The organism is Pseudomonas brassicacearum (genome assembly GCF_000585995.1).
GTDB lineage: Bacteria > Pseudomonadota > Gammaproteobacteria > Pseudomonadales > Pseudomonadaceae > Aquipseudomonas > Aquipseudomonas brassicacearum_A.
In genome coordinates this window covers 2858934-2877774 of the sequence record NZ_CP007410.1, presented here as the reverse complement: position 1 = coordinate 2877774, position 18841 = coordinate 2858934, and the positions used below count along the sequence as shown (strand labels likewise).

Genomic DNA, 18841 nt, shown 5'->3' with positions numbered 1-18841 from the left:
CCTCAGTCCTGAGTCAATTGCCGATACAACTGCGGTAGGCGCAGTGGCAGTTGCTCGGGCTGGCGAATCAAGGTGTAGCCGTTGGCCCCGAACATGTATGGCAGGTAATCCCCCGCTTCGCGATCGATGGTGATGCAGAACGGTGTCAACCCTTGGCGCCGGGCCTCCAGCACCGCTTGGCGGGTGTCTTCCACGCCGTAGCGCCCTTCGTAAAGGTCCAGGTCATTGGGCTTGCCATCGCTCAACAGCAACAACAACTTGCGCCGCCGCTTGCAGCCCGCCAGCCGTTGCGTGGCCTGGCGGATCGCGGCGCCCATGCGCGTGTAGTAACCGGGCTTGAGGCCCTGGATTCGCCCCCGGGTATGGTCGTCGTAGCGTTGGTCGAAGGCCTTGAGCTCATGCATCCGCACTTGCTGGCGCCGCAAGGATGAGAACCCGTACAAGGCGAAATCGTCCCCCAGCACCGAGAGGGTTTCACCGAACAGCAACAGGCTGTCGCGGATCACGTCGATCACCCGATGCTCGTCGTTGAGGTGGGCGTCGGTGGACATCGACAGATCAGCCAGCAGCAGGCACGCCAGGTCGCGGCGGGTCTGGCGTTGCTCCATGAACAGACCGCGTTCGCTGCACTGGCCGTGCTGGCGTTCGACGTGGAAATCCAGCCAGGCTTGCAGGTCCAGTTCCGAACCCTGGGTTTGCTGGCGCAGCCACTGTCGATCGTTGCGCAGGTGTTCGAACTGGCGGCGCAAGCGCTGGGCCGAGCTGCGCAGGCGTGCCGGCAGTGGCTGGGGTTCGCAATCGCGAGGGGTGAAAGTCTGCAGGCTGACGAAATCCTCCTGGAGCCGTTGCTTGCGGTAATCCCATTCGGGCAACCGGATACCCTCGCCCAGGGGAATGTCATCCACATCGGCCGGCGGCAGGTCCAGGTGCAGTTTCAGGCCCCCGCCCTTGCGCAAGCGAGTGCGTGACAGGGTCAATTGGTCCAGGTCTTCTGCGACGCGGGCGGCGTCCGGATCTTCACTGTCGTCCGCCCAGCGATCCAGGTCCACGTGTTCGGTCCAGCTGAACAGATTCTCCAGGCGTACGATCAACAACCCACCGTCACGGCTGGTTTCATCAATGCGCTCGGCGCGTTTGCGACCGCCCTGTTGCTCACCCGGCGGCGTCGCCAGGTATTGCTCGGACTCTTCAAGGTTGGCCGCCTGGGGATTGGCGAGATGCTGGGGTGGGTATAGCCACAACGGCAACGGCCAGGCCGCCCGTTCACTGCGTGGGAAATGCTCGACGCTGCCTGGCTCGCGCAGGGCCCGGCACAGCGCGCGCTCCAGGGCGGCTTCGGCCGGGTTGAGCGAGGCCGGATCGGGGCGCAACGACAGATGCGCCTCCACCAATCGCCGATAGCGAGGACGCAGCGCCGGGTAGCGCTTCAACACCGCGTGGGTCCAGCGCTGATTGTCCCGTCCCCAATGCTTCATCGGCCCCGACTGCGCGGCCAGCAACGCGAGCCAGCGATACAGCTCTTCGTTCAGGCCGACATCGGGGAACGCCGCCAGGCTCGCCGGCAAACGCAGGTTATTGCCATCGCAGCAGGCCAGGGGTACTTGCTTGCAGGTGCCGGCGATCTGCTGCAACAGGTTGCGACGTAGCAACAGATCACGGTCGCTGACCGCCTCCACACCCAACTGGCGAGAACCGCCCGTGGCGTGAAACAGCACCTGAAGGGAGCGTTGCCGCGCAATCAGTTCCACCCGTGCTTCGGGAAAATCCACACTGGCGCGCCGGGTGATGAATCGGTGCCAGACACTGCCGACCCACTCTTCCAGCTCAAGGGTGAATGCCATGGTTATTCTCCTCTTAAGCCGAACCCATTGTGGCGAGGGGATTTATCCCCGCTGGGCTGCGAAGCAGCCCCCAAAATGTCTGCTACTGCGGTGTATCAGACAGGATGTAGGGGGCCGCTTCGCGCCCCAGCGGGGATAAATCCCCTCGCCACAAATGGGTCCGGTTTAGTGGTTGTGATCACTCACGAAGGCACCACCGCCGCCGGTGCCCGCAGGGCTGCACGGCCACGTTGACGGAAGCTGAACAGGTAGCAGAGCAACCCGCCCAGGAACCCGACGCCAGCGACCAGACGCGCCCAGAACAGCGGCTTCAAGTGATCCATTGTCGCCATGAAAGGCAAGGCACTGCCATCCACTGCCCAACGTTGCAACCACACCTGGACAACGCCCGCCGCCGTGAGGAACAAGGTGATCATCACCATCGACAGGGTCATCAGCCAGAAGCCCCAGATTTCCAGACGCTGGGAACGCTCGTCCGCCGCTTCACCCAATCCACGCAAACGTGGCATGGCGTAGCTGATCAGCGTCATCACGATCATTGCGTAGGCCCCGTAGAAGGCCAGGTGACCGTGGGCCGCCGTCAGTTGCGAACCGTGGGTGTAGAAGTTGACCGGTGCCAAGGTGTGCAGGAAACCCCAGACACCCGCACCGAAGAACGCGGTGACCGTGGTGCCCTTGGCCCACAATGTGGCGGCGCGGTTGGGGTGTTGCCGGCGACGGTTCTTGACCATGCTGAAGGCGAAAATCACCATCGCCAGGAACGGTAGCGGTTCCAGCGCCGAGAAGATCGAACCGACCCACAACCACACCTCGGGCGCGCCGATCCAGAAGAAGTGGTGGCCGGTGCCGATGATCCCGGTAATCAGCGCCATGGCGATGATCACGTAAAGCCACTTCTCTACGACTTCCCGGTCCACGCCGGTGACCTTGATCAGGACAAAGGCCAGCATCGAGCCCATGATCAATTCCCAGACGCCTTCCACCCAAAGATGCACAACCCACCACCAGTAGTACTTATCGCGAGCGAGGTTTTCCGGGTTGTAGAAAGAGAACAGGAAGAACACCGCCAGGCCAATCAGCCCGGTCATCATCACCATGCTGACCGTGGTCTTGCGACCCTTGAGCATCGTCATGCCGATGTTGTAGAGAAACCCCAGACACACCACCACGATGCCCATCTTGGTGATGGTCGGTTGCTCCAGGAACTCACGGCCCATAGTGGGCAGCAAGTCGTTGCCGGTGACCTTCGCCAGCGTGGCATAGGGCACTGAGAGGTAGCCCAGGATCGTCGCCACACCCGCGGCGGCGAACACCCAGAACAGCACGAGCGCCAGTTTCGGGCTGTGCAGCTCTCGATCAGCCTCCTCCGGGATCAGGTAATACGCCGCGCCCATGAAGCCGAACAACAGCCACACGATCAGCAGGTTGGTGTGGACCATGCGGGCCACGTTGAAGGGAATCAGCGGGAACAGGAAGTCGCCGACCACGTATTGCAAGCCCATGATCAAACCGAACAACACCTGCCCCAGGAACAGCATCAGGGCAAACACGAAGTAGGGTTTGGCGACGGCCTGCGAGGCGAATTTCAGATGCGGATTAGCCATGCTCATCTCTCAGCCCTCCTTGTTTGGCGGCCAGCCATTGGTGTTGATTTTCGAACTCCATTTGAGGAACTCGGCGATGTCGTCGACTTCCTGCTCGCTCAGGTTGAACTGCGGCATGGCCCGGCGACCCGGAACGTTCAGCGGCTGCATTTTCATCCACGCTTGCAGGAACGGCTTGAAGGCCTCGTCGCCGCCGCGCCGGTTGATCACATTGCCCAGCTCCGGCGCAAAGTACGCGCCCTCGCCCAGCAGGGTGTGGCAGCCGATGCAGTTGTTGCGCTCCCAGACGCCCTTGCCGCGAATCACCGATTCGGTCAGTTGCGCCTGGTGGCTACGTTCTGGAAAGGTCTGTTCCGTGTGGTAGGTCAGGGCCAGGAATATCAGGAAAAAGAAGATACTTCCCCCGAAATAAATATTCCTGGCCATGCCTTTGGTGAAGGTATCTGACATGGTCACTTCCTCATTGCTTGGCGTGTTCATTCTAGGAAGCGAGTGCTCGAAAACCGCTTGATGGCGATCAAGAATCTCCGATGGTTTTGGTGGGTTGTTCCAAGACTGCTCGAAAGTCAGATGAGTTTCTGTGGCAAGGGATCTATTTTGTGGCGAGGGGATTTATCCCCGCTGGACTGCGCAGCAGTCCCTATGGCAGACGCCTCGGTGTGTCAGATAGATAGAGTGAGCTGCCTTGGGGCCGCTTCGCGGCCCAACGGGGATAAATCCCCTCGCCACAGGTGGGTGTTTGCAAGTTCAAGGTGCAGATAACAGTATCGTTGCGATGACCGTCGCCAACAGCACCGCCCAGCTCAATATCAACCGACGCCACAGGCGCGGTGCATGGCGCAGTTCCATGAAGCCATCGGCAATCACCCAGGCCTTGGCAACCGCCACCATCAATATCGCAACGGAGATCAGCCCGGTGCCAGCGACCTGGCCCAGCGCCACGGTGCCCGTACTGAGCATGGCCAACGCCGTCCAGCAGACGATCAGGACACGGGAAACCGACATGCGCACCTCATCTCAATCGAGGATGTAGACCAATGGAAACAACAGCACCCAGACCAGATCCACCATATGCCAATACAGCACACCGGACTCCAGCCCGCTGCACCGCTGCGAATCATAGCGACGACGCCGACAGCCCTCGGCCAGCCAGCCTAGGATCACCATGCCCAGCAACACGTGCAGGAAATGAAACGCCGTGAGGATCCAGTACAAGGTGAAGAAGGTGTCGTGCTCCATCCCCAGGCCGTTCGCCAACAGGTGGGCGTACTCCGTGAGCTTGATCGCCACATAACCCGAAGCAAGCAACAACGCCACGCACAGGAACAGCGCGCCTCGGCGCGGTCGGTCTTGCCTGACCTGCTCCTGGGCCAGGGCGGCGAACAATCCGGCGGTCAGCAGGCTGAGGGTCATCGCCAGGCCCGTGGAACGGTCCAGCAAATGCCGGCCTTCGTTGAACACGTGCGGATGCAACGCCTGGGCGACAGCGAAGGCCAGGAGCAGCAGTGCAAACACCGTCAGCTCGGCAAGGATGAAAAACCACATCGCCAAGTCTCCCGGCAAGCGCCGGGACGGGGTCGCGGTTTCAGCCGAAGTGAACATCGACCACATCCATCAAGGCCGCCACCGTCTGGGGATCATCGCTCAACGGCTCGGCCAGGCAGGCCAGGCAGGCCTGGCGTGGGTCCATACCGGAACCGATCATGCGCGCCGCGAAAATCAGCAGGCGCGTGGAGGCCACCTCCTCCAGATCATGCTGATCGAGGCGACGCAGCGCCTGCCCCAGCCGTACCACCTGCGCCGCCAGGGCCATATCCACGCCAGCCTCGCGGGCCACGATGCGTTCTTCATCGACTACCGCCGGATAACCAAAACGCATCGCCACGAAACGCTGGCGGGTACTGGGCTTCATGCCTTTGAGCAGGTTCTGGTAACCCGGGTTGTAAGACACCACCAGCATGAACGACGGCGGTGCCTGGAGCACTTCACCCGTACGCTCCAGGTACAACTGCCGACGATCGTCGGCCAGTGGGTGCAACACCACCGCCGTGTCCTGGCGCGCCTCGACCACCTCATCCAGGTAACAGATGCCGCCCTCGCGCACTGCCCGGGTCAATGGCCCGTCCTGCCACCAGGTGCCCTGGGCACCGATCAGGTGGCGCCCGACCAGGTCGGCCGCGCTCAAATCATCGTGGCACGCCACGGTGTACAGGGGCAGCTTCAAGCGGTGGGCCATGTGCTGGACAAAACGGGTCTTGCCGCAGCCGGTGGGACCTTTGATCAGCACCGGCATGCCGTGATGCCAGGCCTGTTCGAACAGCGCCTGTTCGTTGTCCTGGGGTTGATAGAAGGGTTCGTCCGGGTGCCGCAGGGTATGGAGAGTGTTCATGACAGGGCCTGATCAGAGAGCGCGATTGCAGGCAACGCTACGGCCCCCTGCGACAACCTGGCAAGGGCTGCGGCGGGCAAACTTGATCGCCGTCAAGCGGCTAACCACCGGCCTGGGCATAGCCTTGCACCGCACCAAGAACCTGCGCGCCGAACGTCAATTGCAGCGCAGCGCGGATCACGCCTGAGGAGAAATGGAATGCTGATCAGCCACAAAAAATCGTGGGCCCTGAGGGTCGCGGCGCTGTGTACAGCGTTGGCAGCACCCTACGCTTTAGCCGACAAATCCCATGAGTCAGAACACTCCCGTATGGTTAAAACCGAGGGCGCACCGGACCTGAGCCAGGCCGACTTCGACTCGGCCAAGGAAATCTACTTCCAGCGCTGCGCCGGCTGCCATGGTGTGCTGCGCAAGGGCGCCACCGGTAAGCCGCTGACACCCGACATCACCCAGGCTCGCGGCCAGCCTTACCTGGAGGCCCTGATCACCTACGGCTCCGCCGCCGGCATGCCGAACTGGGGCACCTCCAACACCCTGACCAAAGACCAGATCACGGTGATGGCCAAGTTCATCCAACACACCCCGCCGACGCCGCCGGAATGGGGCATGGCTGAAACCCTCAAGACCTGGAAAGTGCTGGTCAAGCCCGAAGACCGGCCGACCAAGCAGATCAGTTCGCTCAACCTGCCGAATCTGTTTTCAGTCACTCTGCGCGACGATGGCAAGATCGCCTTGATCGACGGCGACAGCAAAAAAATCGTCAAGCTGATCGACACCGGTTACGCCGTGCACATCTCGCGCATCTCGGCATCGGGACGCTACCTGCTGGTGATCGGCCGCGATGCCAAGATCGACATGATCGACCTGTGGCCGAAGGAGCCGACCAAGGTCGCGGAAATCAAGGTAGGCATCGAAGCCCGCTCCGTGGAAACCTCCAAGTTCAAGGGCTACGAAGACAAGTACACCATCGCCGGTTCCTATTGGCCGCCGCAGTTCACCATCATGGACGGCGAGACCCTGGAGCCCAAGCAGATCGTCTCGACCCGTGGCATGACCGTCGACACCCAGCAATACCACCCGGAACCTCGGGTCGCGGCCATCATCGCTTCCCACGAATGGCCGGAGTTCATCGTCAACGTCAAGGAAACCGGCAAGGTGATGCTGGTCAACTACCAAGACATCAAGAACCTCACCATTACCAGCATCGACGCCGCACCGTTCCTGCATGACGGCGGTTGGGACAGCAGCCACCGCTACTTCATGACGGCCGCCAACAATTCCAACAAAGTCGCGGTGATCGACTCCAAGGAACGCAAGCTCACCGCCCTCGTGGACGTGGGCAAGATCCCCCATCCGGGGCGCGGCGCCAACTTCAACCATCCGCTCTACGGACCGGTCTGGGCCACCAGCCACCTGGGCGATGCCGGGGTTTCGCTGATCGGCACCGACCCGGTCAACCACCCGCAATACGCCTGGAAGCAGGTCGGTTCGCTCCAGGGCCAGGGCGGCGGTTCGCTGTTCATCAAGACACACCCGGCGTCCAGCCACCTGTATGTCGACACCACCCTCAGCCCCGACACCAAACTCAGCCAGTCGGTGGCGGTGTTCGACATCAACAAGCTCGACGCTGGCTACACCGTGCTGCCGATTGCCGAGTACGCCGGTATCAAGAAAGGCACGATGCGCGTGGTGCAACCGGAATACAACAAGGCCGGCGATGAAGTCTGGTTCTCGGTCTGGAGTGGCCAGGAAGACGAGTCGGCGCTGGTGGTGATCGACGACAAGACCCTCAAGCTCAAGAACGTGATCAAGGACAAACGCCTGATCACCCCTACCGGGAAGTTCAACGTCTACAACACCCAACACGACATCTATTGAGCCCCATCAATAAGAGGAAAAACCATGAAGCCTATTCTCTTTGCCTTGACCCTGGCCGCTGCGGCGAGCCTGCAACCGGCGTTGGCACAAGACGGCCCGACGCTGTTCAAGAGCAAGCCCTGCGCCGCCTGCCATTCCATCGACACCAAGGTGGTTGGCCCGGCGCTCAAGGAAGTCGCGGCGAAAAATGCCGGCGTCGCCGGAGCACAAGAACTGTTGGCCAAGCACATCAAGGAAGGCACGCAAGGCAACTGGGGACCGATGCCGATGCCGGCCAACCCCGTGACTGAAGAAGAAGCCAAGATCCTCGCGGCGTGGGTCTTGACCCTTAAGTAACCACACAAATCCCGTGGCGAGGGAGCTTGCTCCCGCTGGGCTGCGCAGCAGCCCCCTGGGTTGGCCTGACACACCGAGTCGCCAGGTTGCTATTAGGGCTGCTTCGCAGCCCAGCGGGAGCAAGCTCCCTCGCCACAGGACCGCGCACGACTTTAATTCAGGAGGCGTCATGGAACGACACAGCGCTGCAATCTCGATGACGGCTCTCCTCTTCGTCTTTTCTTCCTGTGCGCTGGCCGCTCCCGACCACCAGCGCCAGGCCCAACTGCAACACCTGCTGGAGCAGGACTGTGGCGCCTGCCACGGCCTGTACATGACCGGTGGCCTCGGCCCTCCCCTGACCCACGAAGCCCTGGCCGGAAAGTCCCGCGACAGCCTCATCGCCACCGTCACCCTGGGGCGACCCGGCAGTGCCATGCCCGGTTGGGCACCGCTGCTCGACCCCGACGACATTCGCTGGCTGGTGGACCGGCTCCTTCAAGGAAAACCCGCCTCATGATCCGTTCTCTCCTGTCCTTCACGGCCGTCGCCGTGCTGCTGTCGGCTTGCGCCCAGGCACCGTTGCGCGGTACTGGCGACTTGGGTGTGGTGGTGGAGCGCGCCACCGGTAGCCTGCAAATCATCGAAAGCGATACCCGCACCGCTCTCGCCCGCGTCGAAGGCCTGGGGGATCTATCCCATGCCTCGGTGGTGTTCTCCCGCGACCAGCGCTATGCCTATGTATTCGGCCGCGATGGTGGCTTGAGCAAGGTTGATTTGCTCACTGCGCGCATCGACCGGCGCATCATCCAGGGCGGTAACAGCATCGGCGGTGCGATCAGCCAGGACGGCAAGCTGATCGCCGTCTCCAACTACGAGCCCGGCGGCGTCAAGGTGTTCGATGCCCTGACCCTGGAACAGGTCGCCGATATCCCTGCCACGCCGTTGCCTGACGGCCAGAAACGCTCACGGGTCGTGGGTCTGGTGGATGCGCCGGGGCAACGCTTCGTGTTCAGCCTGTTCGACACGGGCGAGATCTGGACCGCCGACTTCAGCCAGGACAACACGCCACGCATCGACCGTTTCACTGCCATCGGCCAGCAACCCTATGACGCCCTGATCACCCCCGACGGGCGCTATTACATGGCCGGGTTGTTCGGTGAAGACGGCATGGCGCAACTCGACCTTTGGCACCCGGAGCACGGCGTGAAGCGGGTATTGGCGCATTACGGGCGCGGCCAGGCCAGGCTCCCGGTGTACAAGATGCCCCATCTGGAAGGCTGGGCCCTGGCCGACCAGCAGGCCTTCGTGCCCGCCGTCGGTCACCATCAGGTATTGGTGATGAACGCCCGCACCTGGCAGTTGACCGATGCCATCGCCGTGGCCGGCCAGCCAGTGTTCGTCACGGCGCGCCCGGACGGCCGACAACTGTGGGTCAACTTCGCCTACCCGGACAACGACCGCGTCCAGATCATCGACACCCAGACCCACGCCATCGTCGCGGACCTGCGCCCCGGCCCTGCGGTGCTGCACATGGAATTCACCGCACGGGGTGACCAACTGTGGCTGTCCGCCCGGGACGGTGGCGAAGTCCAGGTCTGGAACCCCTACACCCTCGAACGCCTGAGCACGCTGCCGGCCCTGAGTCCCAGCGGCATTTTCTTCAGCAGCCGTGCGCACAAACCGGGGTACTGACCATGACCACCCACTCACTGTCCCGTCGCTTGATCGATCAATTCCAGCATGGCATGCCGTTGTGCGCCGAACCCTATCGGGCCATGGCCGACGCCCTGGGCTGTAGCGAAGTCCAGGTACTCGAATGCCTGCAACACCTGCAAGTGGCCGGCACCTTGTCGAGGGTCGGTCCAGTGTTCGAACACAGCCGGGCCGGCGCCAGTACCCTCGCCGCCCTGGCCGTGCCCGAGGACCGTTTGCAGCAAGTGGCGGCGCGCGTCAGCCAATACCCGGAGGTCAATCACAACTACGCCCGGGAACATCGCTACAACCTATGGTTCGTGCTGACCGGCCCCAACCGCGCCCACCTGGAAAACATTCTCCAGGAACTGGAAAACGACACCGGCCTCACCCCGCTGGACCTGCCCATGCTGACCGCCTACCGCATCGACCTGGGCTTTGCCCTGGAGGCCACCCCATGAAAAACACCTTGAGCGAGCAACAGTCACTGGCCCTGCGCCGTCACCTTGAAACCGGCCTGCCCCTGACCTCACGCCCCTTCCAGGCCCTGGCCAAGCAGATTGACGCCAGCGAGCAACAGGTCCTCGAGCAGATGCAACATTGGCATGAACAGGGCCTGTTCCGCCGCGTCGGCCTGGTGGTCAACCATCGTGCATTGGGTTTTGCCGCCAACGCCATGCTGGTGCTGGATGTGCCGGATGCATTGGTCGATGAAGTCGGGCGCCGCCTCGGGCAAGCCTCGGGCATCAGCCTGTGCTACCAGCGGCCTCGACGCCTGCCCCAGTGGCAATACAACCTGTTCTGCATGATCCACGGGCGCCAGCGTGACCGCGTGGAAGCCCAGGTCCAGGCGCTGCTTGACCAGCATTTGCTGAGCGACCTGCCCCACCAGTTGCTGTTCAGTACCCATCTGTTCAAGCAGTGCGGCGGACGCTTCGCACCACCGGCCGGAGCGCGTATCGATGGATGACCTCGACCGCCGCCTGATCAATCGCCTGCAACTGGGCCTGCCACTGGTGCGTCACCCTTGGCAAGTACTGGCCCATGAACTGCACAGCAGCAGCACTGAACTGCTCGACCGGCTGCACGAGCTGCTCAACGATGGCGTGCTCACCCGCTTCGGCCCGATGTTCGACATCGATCGCCTCGGCGGCGCGTTCACCCTGGCGGCGCTGGCGGTGCCGGAGCCGCGTTTCGAGACCATTGCCGAGCTGCTCGCGGCCATGCCCGAAGTGGCCCACAACTACCGCCGCGAGCACGCCTGGAACATGTGGTTCGTGCTCGCTTGCCCTAGCGAACAGGCGATCAACGACACCCTGCTGCGTATCGAGCACCTGACCGGCCTGGTGCCGCTGAACCTGCCCAAAGAGGAGACTTACCATGTCGGCCTGTATTTCCCCGTCTGAACCGCTGCTGCAAGCGCCACCCGCGCTGGATGAAACGCCCCTGGCGCTGCGGCTGGTGGAACTGACCCAGGCCGGCCTGCCCTTGCTCGAAGATCCCTGGGCCTGGCTCGGCGAGCAACTGGGGCTGAGCGTGGAGTCGACCCTCGACCTGCTCAAGCGCTTGCAGGCCGAAGGCGCGATCCGCCGCATCGCGGCCGTGCCCAACCACTATCGCCTGGGCTATCGCCACAACGGCATGACCGTCTGGGACGTGGCCGACACCGATATCTCGCGCCTCGGCGCCTTGCTCGGCGCGCAGCCTTTTGTCAGCCATTGCTACCGACGCCCGCGCCGGCCCCACTGGCGCTACAACCTGTTCGCCATGGTCCATGGCCGCAGCCGCGAAGAAATCGACAGCTACCGCGAACACCTGCGCTACCTGCTGGGGGACGCCTGTACCGCCGACGACATGCTGGTAAGCAGCCGCATCCTGAAAAAAACCGGCCTGCGCCTGTCGCCATCCTTGCGCTGAACCCGCCCGTCGACCGAAGGAGCGTTTTATGTTGAGGATCAGCCATTACCTGCGCGCCCTGGCCGGGCAATGCCCCGCTCCGCGGACCGCGCCACCGGGCAGCACACGGCCACCCGTGGTGATCTGGAACCTGCTCAGGCGCTGCAACCTGACCTGCAAGCACTGCTACGCCACATCGGCCGACAGTGTGTTTCGCGATGAGCTGGACACCGCCGCGGCGCTCCAGGTCATCGACGACCTGCATGCCGCCGGGGTACGCGTATTGATCCTCTCCGGTGGCGAGCCCTTGCTGCGCGAAGACCTGTTTCGACTCAGCGCCTACGCCCGCGACAAAGGTTTTTTCCTCGCCCTGTCCACCAACGGCACGCTGATCGATGCGAGCAATATCCAGCAGATCGACGCGGCGCACTTCGATTACGTGGGCATCAGCATCGATGGCCTGGAAGCGACCCACGACGAGTTCCGCCAACTCAAGGGCAGTTTCGCCAGCTCCATGGCGGCTATCCGGCTTTGCCGTGAGCGAGGGATCCGCGTCGGCTTGCGCACCACCCTGACCCAGCAGAACCATGCCCAGTTGCCACGACTGCTGGACTTGATGACCGAATACGACGTGCAGAAATTCTACCTGTCGCACCTCAACTACAGCGGCCGGGGCAAGCGCAGCCGCAAGCTCGACGCCCAGCAGCAGATGAGCCGCGAGGCCATGACCTTGATCTTCGAACGCGCCTGGCGCGACATCGAACAGGGCCGCGACACTGATTTCGTCAGCGGCAACAACGACGCCGATGCAATCCTGCTGCTGCAATGGGTCGCCCGGCGCTTGCCTCAACACTACGACGCACTGGAGCAGATGCTGCGGGCCTGGGGCGGCAATGCTTCAGGCAGCGGCATTGCCAACATCGACAACACTGGCGAGGTCCACCCCGACACTTACTGGTGGCAGCACTCGGTGGGCAATGTCCGCCAGACACCGTTCAAAACCCTCTGGCTGGAGCGCCCCGACGCCCTGCTGCTGAAGCTGCGCGAGCATCCACGGGCCGTGGGCGGTCGCTGCGGCCAATGCCGCTGGCTGGCGATCTGCAACGGCAATACCCGTACCCGCGCCTGGGCCGACGGCGACCTGTGGGGCCAGGACCCGGGCTGCCACCTCAACGATGAAGAAATCGGTGTGCACGCGATCCCCAGCGTTGCGATGCCCAGCGACGCATTGCCCTGCGCCCGATAACCCAATGGCGAACCTGATGCCGAACCTGATTCCGAACCAAGGAAATCCCATGCAAGCCCCTCTCGTTTTGCCTGCTGCCCTGCAATCGACCCTCAGACCGGGAGAAGTCGCCTTGGTCGGCGCCGGTCCCGGTGACCCCGGCCTGCTGACGTTGCGCGCCTGGAGTTTGTTGACGCAGGCCGACGCGGTGGTCTACGACCGCTTGATCAGCTCGCAGCTGTTGAGCCTGATCCCGTTGACGTGCGCCCGGCATTACGTGGGCAAGGCCGCCGGCTGTCACAGCCTGCCCCAGGCGCAGATCAACGAATTGCTGGCCGACCTTGCCGACCAGGGGCAACGGGTGGTCCGGCTCAAGGGCGGCGACCCGTTCATTTTCGGGCGTGGCGCCGAAGAGCTGGAATACTTGCTGGCCCGCGGTATCGATTGCCAGGTAGTGCCCGGCATCACCGCGGCGGCCGGTTGCAGTGCCTACGCGGGCATTCCGTTGACCCATCGCGACCTGGTCAACTCCTGCCGTTTCATCACTGGCCACCTGCAACGCGAGGGCGACTTGAACTTGCCCTGGCAAAGCCTGGCGGACGACAGCCAGACCCTGGTGTTCTACATGGGACTGTCCAACCTGGGCACCATCGCCGCGCGGCTGATGGCGGCCGGCCTGGCCGCCGATACCCCGGCGGCATTGATCAGCAACGGCACGCACCCCGACCAGCAGGTGCTTCGCGGCACCCTGCAGCAATTACCAGACATGGCAACGAAATGCTTCGAAGGCCTGCCGACCTTGACGGTGATCGGCAAGGTGGTCGGCTTGTTCGCCCGTCAGCCGCTGGAGCATCCGGCGCGCCTGCACCCCGTCCGCGCCCACCCTTTCGCCTCGAAGGTGGCGTCGTGAGTCGCTGGTGGCTCGCCCCGTTGCTGTGGCTAGGCGCCGCCCAAGGGGCCGTCGCGACAGAGCCGGACATGGCCCTGGCCGAGCGCGACTACCAGCAGCATTGCCAACAATGTCACGGTGTGAATCGCATCGGCGGCGCCGGGCCTGCGCTGTTACTCCAGAGCCTGAGCCGGATCAAACCCGCCGAGGTCCGCCAGGTGATCGAGAATGGCCGGCCAGCCAGTCAGATGGCAGCGTTCGGCGCGATACTGGAGCCGGCACAAATCGACGGCCTGGCGCTGTACCTCCAGCGCCCACCCGCCGTCGAACCGACCTGGAATGAAGACGACATTCGCCAGAGCCATCGCGTGCTGGCGGATGTTGCCAAATTGCCCACCAGACCCCAGCACACGGCCGACCCGCTGAACCTGTTCGTGGTGGTGGAGGCTGGCGATCATCACATCGACATCGTCGACGGCGATCGCTTCGAGGTGATCGCCCGTTTCGCCTCACACTTCGCGGTGCATGGCGGACCGAAGTTCTCGCCGGACGGGCGCTTCGTCTACCTGGCGTCCAGGGACGGCTGGATCAGCCTGTATGACCTGCACAATCTCAAGTTGATCGCTGAGGTGCGGGCCGGGCTCAACACCCGCAACCTGGCGGTGAGCAAGGACGGCCGCTGGGTGTTGGTGGGCAATTACCTGCCCGGCAACCTGGCAGTGCTCGACGCCCGGGACCTGTCACTGGTCAAGACCCTCGCCACGGTGGGCGCTGACGGTCAGGCTTCGCGGGTCAGCGCGGTCTACACCGCCCCACCGCGCAACAGCTTCATCGTCGCGCTGAAGGACACGAAAGAAGTTTGGGAACTGTCCACCGGTCCGAACCCGGACTTCGTGCCCAGGCGCATCGAAGTCCAGGATTACCTGGACGACTTTTCCTTCTCGCCCGATTACCGGCAATTGCTCGCCACCTCGCGCAAGGCCCAGGGCGGCCAAGTGATCGACCTCGACAATGGCCGGGTGGTCACGGACATTGCCCTGCCAGGCATGCCGCACCTGGGCTCAGGGACGTATTGGAAACGCGATGGGCACTGGGTATTCGCCACACCCAATATCAGCAAAGGCCTGATTTCGGTCATCGACTTCAGCACCTGGAAAGTCATCAAGCAGATTCCCACCCTGGGGCCGGGTTTCTTTCTGCGCAGCCACGTCAATTCCCGCTACGCCTGGACCGATGTGTTCTTCGGCCCGGACAATGACGCCATTCACCTGATCGACAAACAGACCCTGGAAATCGCCCACACCCTACGCCCCATGCCCGGCAAAACCGCCGCCCACGTCGAATTCACCCGCGATGGTCGCTACCTGCTGCTGAGCATCTGGGACACCGACGGCGCACTGATCGTCTACGACAGCAACACCCTCAAGGAGATCAAGCGCCTGCCCATGAACAAACCTTCGGGCAAGTACAACGTCGGCAACAAGATCGAATTTGCCGAAGGTACCTCTCATTAGGTTGGGCGTGGTTCAGCCAGGCAGACAAAAAACCTGTGGGAGCGAGCTTGCTCGCGATAGCAGTGGGTCAGTCAACCTCCATGTTGCTGATTCGACGCCATCGCGAGCAAGCTCGCTCCCACAGGGAATTGTGGTGGATACAAAGTCTTGCGCCCCGCGAAACACTGTGGGAGCGAGCTTGCTCGCGATAGCGGCCTGCCAGGCGCTGCATGACTGGCCGATCAGCCGCTGGGACTCTGGCGAAAACTCACCGCCAGCCGGTTCCAGCTGTTGATGGTGCTGATCGCCAGGGTCAGGTCCACCAGTTCTTCCTCGCTGAACACCGCACGGGCCTGGGCATAGACCTCATCCGGCACCTGGGTTTGCGCCAACAGCGTCACCGCCTCGGTCCAGGCCAGGGCGGCGCGTTCACGGGGGGTGAAAAAGCCGCTGTCGCGCCACACCGCCACTGCGTACAGACGCCGTTCGGTCTCGCCCAGGCGCCGTGCGTCCACCGAATGCATATCGGTACAGAACGCACAGCCGTTGAGTTGCGAAGCGCGGATCTTGATCAGGTGCAGCAGCGCCGGTTCGATGCTCAGGCGGCTCGTCAGCGCTTCCAGGCCGATCATCGCTTTCATCGCCCCGGGGGACGCACTGTAGTAATCCAGACGCTGGCTCATGGCACGCTCCGTGGCGATCGATACCTCCAAGGTAGGCCTGGGGGGCAGTGAGCGACAGGTCCAATTCGTCGAAAAAAACCGGGGCCAACTCGCGCAAGGCCAATGGACGGGATTTTCTCCACGCAACTTCTATGCAGCGGCACAATGCGGGTAATCTTGCGCCTTTGACGCTGGTCGCCAAACAATCGCCAGGAGCCTGCGGGTATGGAACTTCATGTTGTCATCAACGGCCGCAAGGACCTGGCGGGCCAGCTGTATCAACAATTGCGCAGCGCCATCGAAAGCGGGCGCCTGGCCGCCGGTACGCAACTGCCGCCCAGCCGCTTGCTCGCCGAACAACTGGGGGTTTCGCGCAAGACCGTTTCCGACACCTACGCCCAACTGACCTACGAAAACTTCCTCACCGGCATCATCGGCAAAGGCACCTACGTCAACGCGCGGCCAGCCAGGATCGTGCGCAAACAAAGCCACCGCGAACTGGCCGGTGCCGACGTCGTCGAGGCCTGGCGCACCATGCCGGACCTGATGCGCCATCCCACCCTCGAGGGCGCGTTGCGTTATGACTTCATCGGCGGCGCCACCGGCAAGGGCCAGTTTCCCCTGGACGACTGGCGGCGCTGCACCGCCCATGCCCTGCGCCAGATCGCCAGCGCCAAGGGCTTCTACAGTCAACCCGAAGGCTTGCCGTCGCTGCGCAATGCCATTGCCCGGCACATCGCGTTTTCCCGCGGGGTCAATTGCCAGGATGAAGACGTGGTGGTGTGCAACGGCGCGCAGCAGGCCCTGGACCTGATCTCGCGGGTATTGACCCGGCCCGGCAGCCTGGTGGCGATGGAAGATCCGGGGTATCCGCCGGCGCGGCTGCTGTTCGGCTCCCAGGGCGCCACGGTGGCCGGCGTGCCGGTGGACGAGCAAGGCATGCGCGTGGACCTGATTCCCGATGGCACGCGCCTGATTTATGTGACGCCTTCCCACCAGTTCCCCCTGGGCATGCCCATGAGCCAGGCCCGCCGCGAGGCCTTGCTGGCGCGGGCCTATGAGCTAGGGGCGATCATCATCGAGGACGATTACGACAGCGAGTTCCGCTACGAAGGTCGCCCTGCCGATTCGCTGCAGAGCATGGACGAACGGGGGATCGTGGCGTACGTCGGCACCTTCTCCAAGACCCTGTTGCCAGAGCTGCGGCTCGGCTACGCCATCCTGCCGCCGGCGATCCTCGAAGCGGTGATCCTGGCCAAACGCCTCACCGACCAGCACACCTCCACCCTGCCCCAGTGGGCGCTGGCCAAGTTCATCGCCGAGGGCTGCCTGCTCAAGCACATCCGTCGCTGCCACACCCTGTATGCCGGGCGGCGCGAGCGAATCCTGGCCCGCATGGCCGGGGACCTGTCACCCTGGTTCGAAGCCGTGCCCACCACCGCCGGCTTCCACATGGCGGTACTGTGCAAGGTACCCATCGACCTGGCGCTGGTGATCGATCTGGCGAAAAAGGCCGAAGTCGGGCTGTACAGCCTTGAAGGTTTTTTCAACGAGGCGTCGGTGCGAGCGGGTCTGTTCTTCGGTTTCGGGTCCATCGAAACCCTGGACATCGACATCGCCCTCGACCGCCTGCGGGACATTTTGCAGCAGGTCGCCTGACCGATTGGCCTGGGCATTTATCCGCCCATTGGCTGTTTGAACCACGCCCCGACGGGCCTATCCTGCATGGGTGTCGTTGACGTCGAGCAAAACCCATTCGACTTGATTCCAGGAGCCAGAGCAATGTCTCGCCAAGTGATCAATACCGTAGAGGTGCAGGCCGCCGCCGGTCGCTCGGAAGAACTGGGCCGGCAATTGCAACAAATCGTCGAGACCCTGCGCGCCATGCCGGGCTGCGACGCCTACATGGTCGACCGTTGCCCGGACGATGGCGACCGCTGGAACGTCAGCGCCCGCTGGCAATCGGAAGCGGCAATGCAGGCCCACTTCAACTGTCCTGAAGTGCAGAGCTTCATCGGCCTGATCGACAGCCGCCTGGCCAGGAGCGTGGACTTCAATAGTTTTCCGATTGTCTGAAAGGCGCCGCTTTATTCCTGCCCGACCAGATTGTGGTGAGGGGATTTATCCCCGCTGGGCTGCGAAGCAGACCCAAAAAGCTGGATGCAGTTAGCCTGACACATCTGTGTGGCATATTTTAGGGCTGCTTCGCAGCCCAGCGGGGATAAATCCCCTCGCCACAAAGGTGCAGGCCAGCTAATTGCACTGGCCAGCCCGCTGTAAATTCGTACCCACCCATTGGTCTACCCACCTTCCGAAAGATTGGACGTTTGCTTACCCCACCTGGGGGCTTAGGGTGAATCCATCGCCGCGACAGCGCGAATCCACTCAAAACCACACAGGTCATAACACCATGAAAACCCTCTGTCTGATCGCCGCCCTCGGCCTGCTGCCCGTCGCCCAAACCTACGCCCACGAAACCGCGCCTTCGGAAAAGGTCACGGTGTTGCAGGAAAAAATGCTGAAAAACCTGCCCGGTAAAAAGGCCATGATGCTCACCGTCAACTATGCCCCCGGCCAGTCGTCCATCGCCCACAAACATGAAGGCACGGCCATGGCCTACGTACTCGAAGGGGCCATCACCTCCCAGGTCAAGGGCGAGCCGGCGAACACCTACAAGGCCGGGGAATTCTGGTACGAAGCGGCGGGGTCCGAGCACCTGGTCTCGAAAAACGCCAGCACGACAGAGCCGGCGAAACTGCTGGTGTTCATGGTGATGGGTGAGAAGGAGGCGGTGTTGATCCCGCTGAAGAACTAACGGACCAGCGCAGTACCCTGTGGGAGCGGGCTTGCTCGCGAAGACGGCGGCACATCCAACACTTGTGCAAGCTGACCCGACGCATTCGCGAGCAAGCCCGCTCCCACAAAGGTCCACAGTGAATCTTGAAAGCAAAAAA

At 62.9% G+C, this 18841-nt stretch carries 22 protein-coding genes; 15 read left to right on the top strand and 7 right to left on the bottom strand.

Features of this window, described 5'->3' with window-relative positions:
• Nucleotides 1–2: 2 nt before the first annotated feature.
• From CD58_RS12535 to CD58_RS12510, 6 genes are all read right to left on the bottom strand, one after another.
• Nucleotides 3–1841 carry a nitric oxide reductase activation protein NorD gene (locus CD58_RS12535; protein WP_025213341.1) on the bottom strand — a complete coding sequence of 613 codons (1839 nt, stop codon included), beginning with the start codon at nucleotides 1839–1841 and terminating at the stop codon, nucleotides 3–5.
• Nucleotides 1842–2023: 182 nt separating this feature from the next.
• Nucleotides 2024–3451: a cbb3-type cytochrome c oxidase subunit I gene (locus CD58_RS12530; protein ID WP_025213340.1), complete on the bottom strand. Its 1428-nt coding sequence runs from the start codon at nucleotides 3449–3451 to the stop codon at nucleotides 2024–2026.
• Between the two features lie 3 nt (nucleotides 3452–3454).
• Nucleotides 3455–3895 (bottom strand): c-type cytochrome, encoded by a 441-nt coding sequence (locus CD58_RS12525; RefSeq protein WP_025213339.1) that lies wholly within the window; start codon nucleotides 3893–3895, stop codon nucleotides 3455–3457.
• A gap of 297 nt (nucleotides 3896–4192) precedes the next feature.
• Complete coding sequence (locus tag CD58_RS12520) at nucleotides 4193–4450, bottom strand: cytochrome C oxidase subunit IV family protein (protein WP_025213338.1); 258 nt, start codon at nucleotides 4448–4450, stop codon at nucleotides 4193–4195.
• Between the two features lie 12 nt (nucleotides 4451–4462).
• Nucleotides 4463–5047, bottom strand: a complete 585-nt coding sequence (locus CD58_RS12515) for a cytochrome c oxidase subunit 3 family protein (RefSeq protein ID WP_025213337.1) — start codon at nucleotides 5045–5047, stop codon at nucleotides 4463–4465.
• A complete protein-coding gene (locus CD58_RS12510; RefSeq protein WP_025213336.1) occupies nucleotides 5031–5834 on the bottom strand; it encodes a CbbQ/NirQ/NorQ/GpvN family protein in 804 nt (267 codons plus the stop codon). Before CD58_RS12510 ends, CD58_RS12515 begins: the two co-directional genes overlap by 17 nt.
• Between CD58_RS12510 and CD58_RS12505 the strand changes: the two genes are divergently transcribed.
• From CD58_RS12505 to CD58_RS12450, 12 genes are all read left to right on the top strand, one after another.
• Nucleotides 5833–6021 carry a hypothetical protein gene (locus tag CD58_RS12505; protein WP_025213335.1) on the top strand — a complete coding sequence of 63 codons (189 nt, stop codon included), beginning with the start codon at nucleotides 5833–5835 and terminating at the stop codon, nucleotides 6019–6021. The two genes, CD58_RS12510 and CD58_RS12505, sit on opposite strands and share 2 nt — an antisense overlap.
• Before the next feature lie 122 nt (nucleotides 6022–6143).
• Nucleotides 6144–7712: a nitrite reductase gene (gene nirS / locus CD58_RS12500; RefSeq protein WP_235195300.1), complete on the top strand. Its 1569-nt coding sequence runs from the start codon at nucleotides 6144–6146 to the stop codon at nucleotides 7710–7712.
• Between the two features lie 24 nt (nucleotides 7713–7736).
• Entirely contained in the window at nucleotides 7737–8048 is a 312-nt protein-coding gene (locus CD58_RS12495; RefSeq protein ID WP_025213333.1) for a c-type cytochrome, read from the top strand.
• A gap of 169 nt (nucleotides 8049–8217) precedes the next feature.
• Entirely contained in the window at nucleotides 8218–8547 is a 330-nt protein-coding gene (locus CD58_RS12490) for a c-type cytochrome (RefSeq protein ID WP_025213332.1), read from the top strand.
• Nucleotides 8544–9722, top strand: a complete 1179-nt coding sequence (locus CD58_RS12485) for a cytochrome D1 domain-containing protein (protein WP_025213331.1) — start codon at nucleotides 8544–8546, stop codon at nucleotides 9720–9722. Before CD58_RS12490 ends, CD58_RS12485 begins: the two co-directional genes overlap by 4 nt.
• 2 nt (nucleotides 9723–9724) lie before the next feature.
• Complete coding sequence (locus tag CD58_RS12480; RefSeq protein ID WP_025213330.1) at nucleotides 9725–10183, top strand: Lrp/AsnC family transcriptional regulator; 459 nt, start codon at nucleotides 9725–9727, stop codon at nucleotides 10181–10183.
• Complete coding sequence (locus CD58_RS12475) at nucleotides 10180–10692, top strand: Lrp/AsnC family transcriptional regulator (protein WP_025213329.1); 513 nt, start codon at nucleotides 10180–10182, stop codon at nucleotides 10690–10692. The genes CD58_RS12480 and CD58_RS12475 overlap by 4 nt, the downstream gene beginning before the upstream one ends.
• Nucleotides 10685–11128 carry an Lrp/AsnC family transcriptional regulator gene (locus CD58_RS12470; protein ID WP_025213328.1) on the top strand — a complete coding sequence of 148 codons (444 nt, stop codon included), beginning with the start codon at nucleotides 10685–10687 and terminating at the stop codon, nucleotides 11126–11128. Before CD58_RS12475 ends, CD58_RS12470 begins: the two co-directional genes overlap by 8 nt.
• A complete protein-coding gene (locus CD58_RS12465) occupies nucleotides 11103–11639 on the top strand; it encodes an Lrp/AsnC family transcriptional regulator (protein WP_025213327.1) in 537 nt (178 codons plus the stop codon). The genes CD58_RS12470 and CD58_RS12465 overlap by 26 nt, the downstream gene beginning before the upstream one ends.
• Nucleotides 11640–11667: 28 nt before the next feature.
• The gene (nirJ, locus tag CD58_RS12460) at nucleotides 11668–12864 is read left to right on the top strand and encodes a heme d1 biosynthesis radical SAM protein NirJ (RefSeq protein ID WP_025213326.1); all 1197 of its coding nucleotides are present in this window, start codon (nucleotides 11668–11670) and stop codon (nucleotides 12862–12864) included.
• A gap of 49 nt (nucleotides 12865–12913) precedes the next feature.
• Complete coding sequence (gene cobA, locus CD58_RS12455) at nucleotides 12914–13753, top strand: uroporphyrinogen-III C-methyltransferase (RefSeq protein WP_025213325.1); 840 nt, start codon at nucleotides 12914–12916, stop codon at nucleotides 13751–13753.
• Complete coding sequence (locus tag CD58_RS12450) at nucleotides 13750–15246, top strand: cytochrome D1 domain-containing protein (protein WP_025213324.1); 1497 nt, start codon at nucleotides 13750–13752, stop codon at nucleotides 15244–15246. Before cobA ends, CD58_RS12450 begins: the two co-directional genes overlap by 4 nt.
• Before the next feature lie 221 nt (nucleotides 15247–15467).
• Here the strand turns inward: CD58_RS12450 and CD58_RS12445 are convergent, their stop codons facing one another.
• Entirely contained in the window at nucleotides 15468–15908 is a 441-nt protein-coding gene (locus CD58_RS12445; protein ID WP_025213323.1) for a carboxymuconolactone decarboxylase family protein, read from the bottom strand.
• Nucleotides 15909–16112: 204 nt separating this feature from the next.
• Here CD58_RS12445 and CD58_RS12440 point away from each other — a divergent pair, with 204 nt between their 5' ends.
• From CD58_RS12440 to CD58_RS12430, 3 genes are all read left to right on the top strand, one after another.
• Nucleotides 16113–17546 (top strand): PLP-dependent aminotransferase family protein, encoded by a 1434-nt coding sequence (locus CD58_RS12440; protein ID WP_025213322.1) that lies wholly within the window; start codon nucleotides 16113–16115, stop codon nucleotides 17544–17546.
• A 123-nt stretch (nucleotides 17547–17669) separates the two neighbouring features.
• Nucleotides 17670–17963, top strand: coding sequence for an antibiotic biosynthesis monooxygenase family protein (locus CD58_RS12435; protein ID WP_025213321.1), 294 nt, complete (start codon nucleotides 17670–17672; stop codon nucleotides 17961–17963).
• Between the two features lie 334 nt (nucleotides 17964–18297).
• On the top strand, nucleotides 18298–18702 hold the full coding sequence (locus tag CD58_RS12430; RefSeq protein WP_025213320.1) for a cupin domain-containing protein: 405 nt from the start codon (nucleotides 18298–18300) through the stop codon (nucleotides 18700–18702).
• Nucleotides 18703–18841 lie beyond the last annotated feature (139 nt).